This window comes from Paenibacillus sp. FSL H7-0756 (genome assembly GCF_038006765.1).
Lineage (GTDB): Bacteria > Bacillota > Bacilli > Paenibacillales > Paenibacillaceae > Paenibacillus_AQ.
The window spans coordinates 1,086,406-1,098,580 of record NZ_JBBOVT010000003.1 but is presented as its reverse complement, the minus strand read 5'-3'; the positions used below and the strand labels follow the sequence as shown (position 1 = coordinate 1,098,580).

The window sequence follows — 12,175 nt, the reverse complement described above, 5'->3', positions numbered from 1 at the left end:
ATGGGAAGCTTACTATTCGCAGGAGCAGTTATATTCGTTGCGGTGATGGGTATTAATCGCAGCAATCGTAATGCCCGGTATAAAAATTATGGCAATAGAACCCGCTCTCACTCGGGGGATCATTATTTCATCACAGGTACCGGAGCCGATGCGGGCAGCTACAACGAAAACAGCCCGCACAAAATCCATCCAGGCACGGACGGGCACAGCGGCGCCAGCCATCATCAGGGTCATCACCACGGGAATCATTCACATGATCATCATCACGGCAGCCACGGGGGCTGGGACAGCGGAGGCCACGGCAGCCATGGAGGCGGCGATTTCGGAGGCGGCGGGGATTCCGGCGGTGGAGATTCTGGTGGCGGCGGTGGTGGTGACTGACGGTTAGAATTATAGTGCCTCCCGGACTGCCTGGAAGCGGCAACATGGGAGGCTTTTGTGGTGAAATGGATTACGGGGAACGTTTACAGAAGCTAAATTATTATGTAGGCTAACGTGAGTAGTAAAGAGCGGCGCTCAACATATAAATCCAGTTACTATTAGTACGAAATCAGGTGTACTTATACCCCTCATTCACTCATCCCGCCCACTTTCCACGAAATCAAGTGCACTAATGCCCCTCATTCGCTCATCTTGCCCATTTCTCCCGAAATCAGGTGCACTTATACCCCTCATTCGCTCATCTTGCCCATTTCTCCCGAAATCAGGTGCACTTATGCCCCTCATTCGCTCATCCCGCCCACTTTCCACGAAATCAGGTGCACTAATGCCCCTCATTCGCTCATCCCGCCGGTACATCCCGGGTTAGGCTGTTACTGAGAATGGCCGATGAACTCTTGCTGCTCGGCATGGACTCTGCGGGACGGAGAGATTAGAGACTGTAGGCTGAGGGCCAGCAGGAACGCCATACAGAACAGCATAAAGGAGATGCCAAAGATCAGTCTGGCGCCGGTATACAGATACAGCCATCCGAAAAAAACATAAGACACCATATTGGTCGCCAGCGGCCCCCCTTCAAATACGGAACCGACACGGCCTAGCAGGTGCTCTGGAACATAGGTCATTAACAAGGTTGACAGCGTGATGCTCAGCAGGGATATTCCGATCCCGATAACGACGCGGCTGAGCAGCATAGACCAAGAGCCGAAGGACAGCGTAAGCAGCAGTAGTCCAACGGTCATGACCCCTGCTCCCCAAATGTTGATGTGAATGTAATTCTTGAATCTTGCCCCGAGCAGGTTCAGGCCGAGCGCTCCCCCGAACATGCCAATGCCGCCGGCGGTGCTGGCCCAGGCCAAGTAATTCTGGTCTAAATGCAGCTCGTTCACCACAAAATAAATGTTCAACAGATTGATAGCCCCGGTGCACACCCCCATAACTGACAGCATAATAAATAACCGTTTGGTGAGCGGAGAAGAGAGAATATACCGGAAGCCCTCCATTACATCCATCCAAAAAGAGGTTGCAGGAGCGGGATCTGAGAGATCCGCCAAGGGGGTACGTCTAGTCTTTAAATTCAGAATGCACAGGCTGCCCAGGATAAAGCAAAAGCCGTCCGCAACCAACGAAGTGGAGGCTCCCCACCATTGGTAGACAAACGCTCCAATAGCAGGCCCGGCAAGGCTGATTAACGTATCTATCGTCTTCACCGAAGAACTGGCTGTTCCGTAATCTTCATGATCCACGGCTGTGACCGTCAATTTACTGATGGCGGGCTGGAAAAATTGTTGGACCGTGCAGGTAAAGGCCAGCATTACCAGTAACAGAGGAACCTGCTCGAACCATATTAATCCGGCTAGCACAAACGACATTAAGGCCCGGATGACGAGCGTCGCGTGCAGCACTTTCTTAGGATCCCGCCGGTCTACCCATGTTCCGGCCAGAGGGGCCATGATGAAGACAGGAAGCATCTGGGCAAACAGAAGAGCCGTCCGGTAAAAGACGGCTTGATCCGCCTCTGCAAATACCCAAAACAGGATGGCCCAATTGCGGATCTCATCGCCTACAGAGGATAAAGTCTGCGTGCACCATAAGCGGCGAAATACGCCGTTCTTCAGCATGCTCCACAAGGAAAGGCCCCCTCTCTTCCGGTATTTTCACCCTAGGAAATCAGCAATTGATGCCTATAGAAATGGTCGTACACCCGGCCGATCCATTCTTCCCGTTCTTTCTCGCTTGCGGCAAAGGGGTTCTCCAAGGACAGGTGATGGACAACCGTCTCGAAGTTGTATCCACTCTCCATTTGCTGAAGAATCGCAATACTTAAATGATCCATGCTCATAATCCGGACATAGCGCCCGTGGCCTTCCAGAGCGGATGCATGCTCCAGCACCAGTACAATCCAGTCCTCCTGTCCTTCCACCAGCTGAAGATCAGCAGGCAGAGGGCTGTGCAGCTTCAGCTCAGGGATGGAGTAATGCGGCTGCATCATTCTCACAGGCTTCATATCAGCCTTGTCCGCAGTAGCTGTATTCTGCCGCATAAGCTCCATTACCGCCTGCTCATAAGACAGGAAGTCCTTGAGAATCAGCCCGGCTTCCGGTGCAAGTCCTTGGATCAGCTCATCGAGCATGACCGCGAGTTCTGCTTCTTGCGGCATGGCATCAGGCATAACCAGCCTGGCAGAGATGAACTCGATCGTACGGGTGTAGGAGACTCCAGCCAGATGGTTCAGGTAGTACAAGGTGCGGAAGAAAGAATGGGCCAGCGGATAATAGAGTTTTCTAATTCTGTGCAGGGCGGGTGTATCCACAGCATGTAAGGTGTAGTAGTTGCTGAAAATTTGCGGGTAGCTGGCAATCCATTTTTTCTCAATGGCGGATATCTGGAAGTCACTGTTCATATCATTGCCGCCCCAGAGCTGGTCATCCAGAATTAGCCTGTCCTTCTCCGCCTCATACAATTGGGTTCCGGGAAAAAGAGATAATTGATGCAGCTGCACATCCGCTATTCCAATAGAGAGCAGCCGGATGATCATATCCAGAGTCTGATTGAGATCCTCTTCCGTTTCTTCCGGAAATCCCGTAATAAAGGAGACGGTACATGACAGACCCGACTGGTGCAGCTCCCGGAGCAGCTCATAGGCCTGATTCAAATTAAGTTTTTTGCCGATTGTCTGCTGGATGGATTGGCTGCCGCTCTCAATTCCGAAGAATACACCGTTACATCCGGCCTGCATCATAACCTCGAAGAGTTCTTGATTGACATGGTCGGTACGGGAGGAACAGCTCCAGGTGAAGGACTCGCTGCAATCCAGCAGCTCCTGGCAGAATTGTCTGACAAACTTCTGATTCACCGTGAAATTATCATGCGTTAAGCTGAAATGGGTAATTCCCCACTGCTCCCGGATGTACCGCATTTCTGCAATGATCCGCGCCGGACTTTTAGTTCTGTATTTTCGCGAGAAAAAGGTTGAAGTGCTGCAAAAGCTGCAATGAAAGGGACAGCCGCGTCCTGCCTCAATCGGGAAAAACCGGGTCTCAGCGGTAGTGAAATAGGCGGTAAGATCCTCTATTAAGTGGAAAGCAGGAAAAGGCGTATCATCCAGATTCCTCAGGATCGCCCGCGGCGGATTGGTGTGGACGGTTCCCTCTGCGCGATAACACAAGCCATCTACTCCATGAAGAGGCTGGCCGGACTCCAGGGCGGTAATTAGCTCCGGCAACGTCAGTTCACCTTCTCCAATCACGATATAGTCTATAGACGGGAACCAGGTTAATGTCTCTTCGGCTACAAAGCTTGCATGGGGGCCGCCAAAAATGATGATTCTGTCCGGGTCCAGCCGCTTGCATTCCTCTGCAATCCTCAGTGCGATAGAATAATTGCCGCACATCGCCGTGAACCCGAGAACTCTGGATGGCTTATGGATGATGAGTTGTGCAATATCGTGAAGAGCGGCTTCATCAAAATGGCTGGTGCCTGAATAACGCAGAGCCAGGTCTGTGAGGCAGACCGCATAGCCCGCGTCAATAAGAGCAGCACCCAGCACCAGCAGGTTGAGCGGAGGGTCAACGGTATCCACGGTTGCATTGTAGGGCGGACATATCAGTTGGATCATGTTCAAATCACCTCCCGTAAGAGAAGAATTAGCTTAAGCTCACGAACGAAGAATTCAGCAGTTCCAGATGATCCTTAAGATCACGCTTCACATTTCCGCAGTAGGAACCCATGATCGAACCGGTGGTCCGTTCAGCTTGCACAGGGCAATTCCCGGAGCAGAGAAAAGCGATATTGCATGCTGTGCACGCTGGCTGATTCAAGACATGACGGCCTTGCCATAACGCCAGCTTCTGTTCATCCAGCTCAAGCTTCGGATAATAGGTTCCGAGACTCCATTTCCTGTCGCCGATGATGCTGGTGCACGGGTAGACCTGATCATCCGGTGAGAAGGTGAAGGTTTTCCCTCCGGCTGCCTCACAAAAGTAAACATTAGGGAAATAGTTATCCGTAACGATGCCGGTATCCAGGACCTTCTCAAACGGCAAGGCGAGTCTGGTTAGGTCACTGTTTAATGTCGTATTCAGCCTTTTGAGCTTGTCGTTTGGCACATGCGTTTTGATAGATTCAGTAAGCTGGTAATTGGGCAGCAGACCTGGGGCGGAATTCCCGGCATAATTCTCCACAGGAGACAGTGTAACCGAGAAGTTAGAGTGAGTGTTCCAATGCCTGTCTCCGAAAAAATCCAGCAGCTCATTCAGATGCTCTATATTCTCACCATCCAGATTGACGCGAATCGTAATGTCGAATTGATGCTCCAGAAAGGCGTCAATCTGTTCTGTTATTTTCCGGAAGGTTCCCTGGTTGGCGTGAGTGATCCGCCGTTTGTCATGAATGGCCTCGGGGCCGTCAATCGTAAGCTGGATCTTGATCATGTCCTTATAAGGCTCCAGGAGGTTCTGGTAGTGAGACAGGAAGACCCCATTTGAAATGATCGTTCCTGTAATCCCCCGTTCCTGGGCCAGGCTGAGAATAAGCCCGACAACAGAATCATTCAGAGGAAGGAGCGGTTCTCCGCCAAAAATAATAAAATGATGCTTAGTCGAATGGTGCTTGTCCATCATTTGATCCATAGCCAGGAAGGCAGCGCGGACCTGATCTTCGGTCATTCGTTCATTGCTGGAGCGGATCTCTTGGGGTTCAAAGCAGTAGACACATTTCAAATTACAGGTCATCGACGGGCAGAAAACAAATGAGATTTCAGCGGAGTGATGATGATCCAGGTATTCTTTGTATCGGCTGATCAGGGTTTGCTCCCCGGCCCGGTCTTCATAAAGATAGCCTCTGTCCATCAGAAACTGCTCTTCTTGAGCAGAGAGCGTGCAGGTAGTATACGGTTGTTTTTGAAGGAATTGGCTGATATGCTCTTCCACAAGATCCATCGCACCTGAGAGCGAATTGAAGATCAGATGCCGGCCATTGCTTAAGCGGCAGGTTAAAATATAATCGGAAATATACATAATTTATCCCCCTGGTAAGAACAGCGGGAAGGCATAATCATGCGCTTCCCGCTATTGTCCAATAATAAGGATGCTGTTAGATGGCTTTTTTGGTCGGGTTGTTGATTTGAATGGATGCTTTTTGGCAGCAGGCCATTGGAACCGTAACTTCTTCAAGGTCTTTGGCTGAGAGATTCGTCCAGAGATCCTTGCTCTTCGTCAGTGATTTCATGTACATTACCTCCTCTCCTAAGAGAATATATATGACAAGGCAAATGCCTTGACATCAAGGGAATGATGCTCACTCTTCACTTGTAGTAGCTCTCAAGCAGACGGTCCCGGTGAAGGTCCAGATAGGTCTTCAAGTACTGCCTTGTGAAGCTGCAGCTCGCTTCAAATTCTCTCAATTCACCCTCACTGCTTCCTTTGAGAACACAACCGCCCCCGCACAGAGGAGCAAGATTACACTGGCTGCATTTGTCATTCACTGCGATATCCCGGTGCCATCTCTGCCACTTTTCTTCATTTAACTGCAGCCCTTGAAGATAGCTCCCGATCGAATAATCCGGGAATCCCACGGTTTCGACGCATGGATACAGCAGCCCGTCTGCACCGAATACGAGATTATGAAGCCTCGAAGCACTGCAGCCGGATAAATCGAAATAGTAGTGCTCATCGTCTGTATCAAAAATAGCTTTGCGGAGTATCCTCAGCTTCTTCTCCATGAAATATCCCAGGCTGACCCTGTATCTTGCGCGGGCGGCTTCCCAGTCGGGAAAGAGCGAATGAAGCTGCTTCAGCAGCTCATACTCAGGCTGAAAGCCGGTAACACTGCCTGTATTGAAATTATCGTTAATCGGAGCAATCTGGCAGGAGAAATCAGGTGAGCTTGTCCACTGCAGCCGCTCGAACCCGGCGAATATTTCCGGCAGATACCGGACGTTCTCCCGGCCTGTATTGATCCGCACAGTGACGGGAATCTGATGCTCGAGGAGAAAAGTAATGTTCGCGCAAATCAGGTCGAAGCTGCCGCTGTTGTCCCTGTATTTTCGCAGCTGGTCATGAATCTCCTTCGGGCCGTCAAGGGTGATCTGCATATGCTGGAAATGCGCAGAATGTTTCTGAAGAAAAGGGAAATACGCACCGAGCTCGCTTCCATTCGTGATGGAGAAAATAGGCCAGTTCCGCTCGATCGCCTGCTGCAATATGTGCTCTACCAGGGATTGATTACGGGCCAGGAAGGGCTCGCCGCCGAAAAGCTCGAACTGGACGTCCGCATCTGGCTGTTTCTGTACCATTTGATCCATAGCTTGAAACATCTCATGAATCTGTGCAGGCGTAAGTGTTGGTGAGTCCTGGTGAATGCCGGATTGGAAGCAGTAGGGACAGGCGAGATTGCATTTATAGGTAGGGCAAATCGTGAAGTGTAGGGCCGGGTGCGAGCGGTAAAGAGTATCCAGGGATTCCCGTACAAATTGTTCTTCGTTCTTATCCGTAAGATAACCCCTGCTTTTAAGCAGGGTACGCGTTTCCGGATCCAGATCGTTTAATGCAGATGTATCGGAGCTTCTATTAAAAAGAACACGGGCTACCTTAGGCTCAACCAAGTCTACAGCGCCGGTTAATGTATTCATGATCAGCAGAACATCATCGCTTAATCTGTGTTTGTAGTTATACTTAGACAATCTCATACGCCCTCATCCTCCTCAGGACTGATAGAGTTGCACTCACTAACTTGTAAATAATGTAAAACTTTTCCGGATGGACAACTATGATAAAAGTCATAAAATAGGAATTAATCTAATAAATGAGATAAAAAACAGGGAATTAGCAAAAAACCTCTGATCTGCGGAGCTACAGCAGCCAGCCCATAGCGTTCCGCCCACTTTTCCCGAAATCGGGAGCACTTATGCTCCTCATTCGCTCATTCCGCCCACTTCTCCCGAAATCAGGTGCACTTATGCTCCTCATTCGCTCATTCTGCCCACTTCTCCCGAAATCAGGTGCACTTATGCTCCTCATTCGCTCATTCTGCCGACCGTGACCGGATCTTCACGCCAAAAACACCAGCATCCGCAGATGCTGGCGTCTATACAGTACTTCTATAAGCGCTCCTCCCTAAGTAGAGGGAGACAACGTAAGCGTGAAGGTTTTATCGAACGGGGTCACGAGGTTAACCTGCACGGTTTTGTAGTTCTTGAGCGAACCGGATTCCGGGGCTGTTCTGACGAGATGCGCCATTTCGCCGCCCGTCAGGTCGATCCAGTCTCCGCCATAGGTGTACCGGAGCTGTCCTCCGCTCCATAGGAAGTTATCCTCGTCCAGCGTCTGCAGCTCACCCGAAGTAAAGTTGCCTTCCCAGCCGAATTTGAAGGACAACTGGGCCAGGACCTGGGCAGGCTCCGCGCAGTGCAACCGGATTGTCCAGCCCGTCTCTGTACGGTGTACCTCTGTCTCTACAGATAACGTCTGTTCATGGGTCAGCGGACGGCTCTGATGCGGCAAAAGATACCACGGACTGACAGCTGTTCCCGCTTCCGGCGGGAGCAGTGCCCCCTCAACCGGACCGTAGTAGCCCTTCTTCTGCACGCCCTTCAGAGAATAGCCCTCCGGCAGCCGGGTCATCTCCTGCATTGGCACGAAACCGGGATTGAAGCTGGTATTCAGCTGAACGGCCAGCAGCCTTACAGCACCGTGGCGCATCGCGAAGAACGATGGCGTCTCTGTGATCAGCGTCACGCTGGTCGCCCCGTCTCTAAGCCGGGCTACAGGCGCCCCGAAGTCGGTATGCAGCCGGCTGTGGTAGATCTTCCCCTGGTGACCCGCCGACTCCATTCTTTGCAGATAGCGCTCCCGCAGGAAATCACCATTCAGGATCTGTTCATACTGCACAGGCAGCTCCGCTGTAACCTCCGGCGGCCGCTGCAGCTCCGGCTCCAGCAGCATCCGTACCAGGGCGTTCACCGAGCATACGCCCGGATTGGACAAGGAGCGTCCGGCCCATTCCGCCATACCCGCCAGCACGGCATCCTTGTCCGAACGGGCAAGAATCGCATAAGGCAGATAATAAGGGGACAGATCATGGAGCACCCCCAGATCCTGCCGCCCGGAATAATCGGTTACGACTTCGCCGGACGGGTGAACAAGGTAGACCATCATATGCAGATTCCGGCGCACCGGGTCCAGCAGCTCCGGCTTATCCAGCAGCCGGGCGGCATGAATCAGCATAATATCACTTACGGCACTGTAGATGCCGTTGCTCCGCTCGGTCCATTCCCCGTCCGGTGTAATATCCATTCCTTCCGCCAGCCATTCATCCGCCCGCTGCCGGGCCTTTTCTTCGCCGAACAGCTCATAGAGAAACCCAAGCGCCGCGCACATCACCCAGCGGTGATTCGGAGTATGGACTCCGCCCGTAAGCATTACGGGGAGGGACTGCTTAAGGAACAGGAGCATGTTGTCCAGCACCGGCTGAAGCGGAGCCCACTGCTGCTTCGCCAGCAGCTGATATAACTGCGCGTAGCCGACCACAACGAAGGCCGTATCCGGCGGCGAATGATAATTCGTCCAGCCGGGGGAGATAGAGCCGTCCTGATGCTGGAAGCGCAGCACGAACTCCGTGGCCAGCTTCAGCCGCTCCAGCAGCTCCTCATCCCGGTAATACCGGGAATCCGGGTTCACCAGCGCCGCACCCCAATAACACATGTCCGTCGGGGTGCCGGTGGTGTGATTCACCCAGGCAATCCCAGTATGGGGATCAAGGGTTCCTCCATAATACAGGTCGCTCTCATCCAGCACTTGCCGGGGAATTCCCTGTTCTACTGCTCTGTCATTACTATCCACCAGTTGCTTATACATTGCGCTTCCTCCTTGCGGATATCTCGGAACTCCCGAAGCTCTCGCCAATCAGCCTTCGTCCTATCCCCTGCGTGCCAGCTTGGCTGTTAGCAGACGGTGACTCTCATGAATCTCTTCCGGGCGGCAGGCAGCCTTCAGCTCATACACCTTGACCTGCGCCTGCTCAATCATCGGCAGATAGGCATCGTAGAAATCCGGATCTCCGCTGTTCACATAAGGGCACCAGTGGTCGGCAAGGCCGATCGTCTCATGAATATGGACACCGACGATATCATCCATCAGCCCTTCCATTTCCCCTATACTGTCATACAGGCCCAGACGGTCCATTAGAATAGCGTGGCCCGTATCGTACCAGATGCCGACAGGCGCTCCTTTTAAAGCATTAATTATCGTCTTCGCTTCCGCCAGCGTCGGAATCTGCTGCGGCTTGGAGCGGGTCTCGATGCCGAAGCGGACATTCAGCCCCTTGGACACCGCACGGTTACACACCTCGTCCAGACTCTCAATAATAGTCTGCACATAGCCTGCACTGTACGCTTCACGCCGCTCCATCAGCTCCGCCCACTTGCTGCGGTAGGCCGCCGAATCCCTGCCCTGCCCCCCGTAGATCTGCTCCAGCTCCCCGGAGATATCATACGGGAACGGTACCTCGCCCGGATGCACTACCACGGCTTCGCCGCCGTAACGCTGAGCGTACTCTGCCGAGCGGACCAGCAGGTCTATCGCCCGCTTCCGTTTCTCCTTGTCCTCGAAGCCCAGCAGGACCGAATCCGTGCCATAATCAGGGTCTGGAACATGGGGGAACGTATTATGAACGCTCGATATGCCGATCTCCCCGCGTTCAATCATCGGCTCGATGGTAACCAGCATTTCCTCCGTTACATTATAGTTCAGCTCTACTCTGCGGAATCCCAGCTCGCGGATCTCATTAAGCAATCCATCACCTGTAGTATGACGTCTCATGTTCCAGCAGGTTGAGAATGAAAACTCTCCCTTATCCATCTTCTCTGTCTCTCCTCTCGCTGTACCGCAGTGTCGTTAGTTAGCCCTTCACAGCTCCTAGCATAACACCGCTGACGAAATATTTCTGCAGCCAAGGATAGACGACCAGAATCGGTACCGTGGCGAAGACGACAGTCGCGGCCTTGAGGCTCTCCGGCGGCAGCTTGGTGCGGGCCGCTCCCTCCAGGTTCGTCAGCTCAGTGATCATATTGTTCTGAACCATCTGGAAGAGCTTCAACTGAAGCGGATACAGATCAGGGTTATTGATGTACATCAGGGAATCCTGGAAGCCGTTCCAGCGTCCCACCGCATAGAAGAGCGCGAGTGTAGCCATAACCGGCATGGATAACGGCAGGACGATTTTCAGCAGGGTGCGGATATGCGAGCTGCCATCAATCTCTGCTGACTCTTCCAGACTCGGCGGAATGCTGCGGAAGAAGGAGATCAGGATAATCAGGTTGAACGGGCTGACCAGACCGGGCAGAATCAGCGACCATACAGAATCGATCATATGCAGATCACGGATCAGCAGGTATTCAGGAATAATACCGCCGCTGAAGAACATGGTGATAATGATCAGGTACATGAACATCGTGCGGCCCTTCAGCTTGCTTTTGGTCAGCGGGTAAGCGGCTGCAACGGTGAATAGCATACATAATACCGTAGTCGCAACCGTCAGGATAATGGTGAAGATCAGCGAGCGGATCATCGCATTGTCGGTGAAGACCTGCACATACGCCTTCCAGTTCAGCTCAATCGGAAAAATCGTAACTTCCCCGGAGGTAATAGCCCGCGTGGAGCTGAGGGACACTGCAATAACGTGTACAAACGGAGCCAGGCAGAACAGCACGAACAGTGCAATAAAGGTAACGTTAACGATATCGAATATCCGGTTAGAGGTACGTTCACTCATCGTACTCCGCCTCCTTTCTGTATAATCATAGAATGCCGTCGCCGGTCACTTTTTTCGATATATAATTGGAACCAAGGATGAACACCAGTCCAACCACCGCCTGGAACAATCCAACTACAGTTGCCAGCGTATACTGGCCCGATTCCAGACCAATCCGGTAGACGAAGGTACTAAGCACATCGGAGTATTCGCGCACTGCCGTGTTCCCGATGATGTAAGGACGATCGAAGCCGATGCTGACCATTTTCCCCAGGTTGAGAATGAGCAGGGTAATAATGGTTGGTTTGATACTGGGCAGCGTAATGTAGAGGATCTTCTTCATCCGGGTAGCCCCATCCACTTCAGCAGCCTCGAACAGCTCGCGGTTGACACCGGTAAGCGCCGCCAGATACAGGATGGTCCCCCAGCCGGCACTTTGCCAGACACCAGTGAACAGATAAGTAATCAGCCATGGATTTTTTTCGGTCAAAAATGGAATAGGGTTCAGCCCCATACTCTCCAGCAGGCCGTTCACCATACCGGATTGGTTGCCGAACAATTGATAGACGATCCCCCCGATGATGACCCAGGAAATGAAATGGGGAATGTAGAGAAGGGTCTGTGATATTTTTTTGAACCATACTGATTTCACTTCATACAGCATAATAGCCAGAATAATCGGGGCCGGGAAAGACACTATCAAATCGAGAAAATTCAGCATAAACGTATTGCGCAGACTGCTGTAGAACTCCTTCATGCCAAACACTTCGCGGAACGCATCGAAGCCGATCCACTCACTGCCGTTGATGCCTTGGAACAGGTTGAAATCCTTAAAGGCAATCTGCACCCCGTACATCGGGCCGTAGCGGAAAATCAGGAAATACATAATGGGCAGTGAAAGCAGCGCGTATAGTTGCCAGTACCTTCTGATGTAAGACGCTTTGCTCAAGTTCCTCTCCTCCTATGGAGAAAAAACCGGGCAGAGCAG

General features: G+C 52.1%; 10 protein-coding genes. 1 reads left to right on the top strand and 9 read right to left on the bottom strand.

Annotated elements, in window-relative coordinates:
• Positions 1–70: 70 nt before the first annotated feature.
• On the top strand, positions 71–388 hold the full coding sequence (locus NST04_RS30805; RefSeq protein ID WP_341187635.1) for a hypothetical protein: 318 nt from the start codon (positions 71–73) through the stop codon (positions 386–388).
• A 424-nt stretch (positions 389–812) separates the two neighbouring features.
• On the opposite strand, the gene NST04_RS30800 is transcribed toward NST04_RS30805, so the two are convergent.
• The 9 genes from NST04_RS30800 to NST04_RS30760 form a co-directional block, all read right to left on the bottom strand.
• The gene (locus NST04_RS30800) at positions 813–2,060 is read right to left on the bottom strand and encodes an MFS transporter (protein WP_341188102.1); all 1,248 of its coding nucleotides are present in this window, start codon (positions 2,058–2,060) and stop codon (positions 813–815) included.
• A gap of 41 nt (positions 2,061–2,101) precedes the next feature.
• Positions 2,102–4,057 carry a B12-binding domain-containing radical SAM protein gene (locus NST04_RS30795; protein WP_341187634.1) on the bottom strand — a complete coding sequence of 652 codons (1,956 nt, stop codon included), beginning with the start codon at positions 4,055–4,057 and terminating at the stop codon, positions 2,102–2,104.
• A gap of 28 nt (positions 4,058–4,085) precedes the next feature.
• Positions 4,086–5,456 (bottom strand): radical SAM/SPASM domain-containing protein, encoded by a 1,371-nt coding sequence (locus NST04_RS30790; RefSeq protein WP_341187633.1) that lies wholly within the window; start codon positions 5,454–5,456, stop codon positions 4,086–4,088.
• Between the two features lie 76 nt (positions 5,457–5,532).
• Positions 5,533–5,667: a hypothetical protein gene (locus NST04_RS30785; protein WP_341187632.1), complete on the bottom strand. Its 135-nt coding sequence runs from the start codon at positions 5,665–5,667 to the stop codon at positions 5,533–5,535.
• Between the two features lie 76 nt (positions 5,668–5,743).
• Entirely contained in the window at positions 5,744–7,126 is a 1,383-nt protein-coding gene (locus tag NST04_RS30780) for a radical SAM/SPASM domain-containing protein (RefSeq protein WP_341187631.1), read from the bottom strand.
• Positions 7,127–7,553: 427 nt separating this feature from the next.
• Positions 7,554–9,293: a hypothetical protein gene (locus tag NST04_RS30775; RefSeq protein ID WP_341187630.1), complete on the bottom strand. Its 1,740-nt coding sequence runs from the start codon at positions 9,291–9,293 to the stop codon at positions 7,554–7,556.
• Between the two features lie 60 nt (positions 9,294–9,353).
• Positions 9,354–10,256 carry a sugar phosphate isomerase/epimerase family protein gene (locus NST04_RS30770; RefSeq protein ID WP_341187629.1) on the bottom strand — a complete coding sequence of 301 codons (903 nt, stop codon included), beginning with the start codon at positions 10,254–10,256 and terminating at the stop codon, positions 9,354–9,356.
• Between the two features lie 79 nt (positions 10,257–10,335).
• Entirely contained in the window at positions 10,336–11,208 is an 873-nt protein-coding gene (locus tag NST04_RS30765) for a carbohydrate ABC transporter permease (RefSeq protein WP_341187628.1), read from the bottom strand.
• 25 nt (positions 11,209–11,233) lie between these two features.
• Complete coding sequence (locus NST04_RS30760) at positions 11,234–12,073, bottom strand: ABC transporter permease (RefSeq protein WP_341188101.1); 840 nt, start codon at positions 12,071–12,073, stop codon at positions 11,234–11,236.
• Between the last annotated feature and the right edge of the window lie 102 nt (positions 12,074–12,175).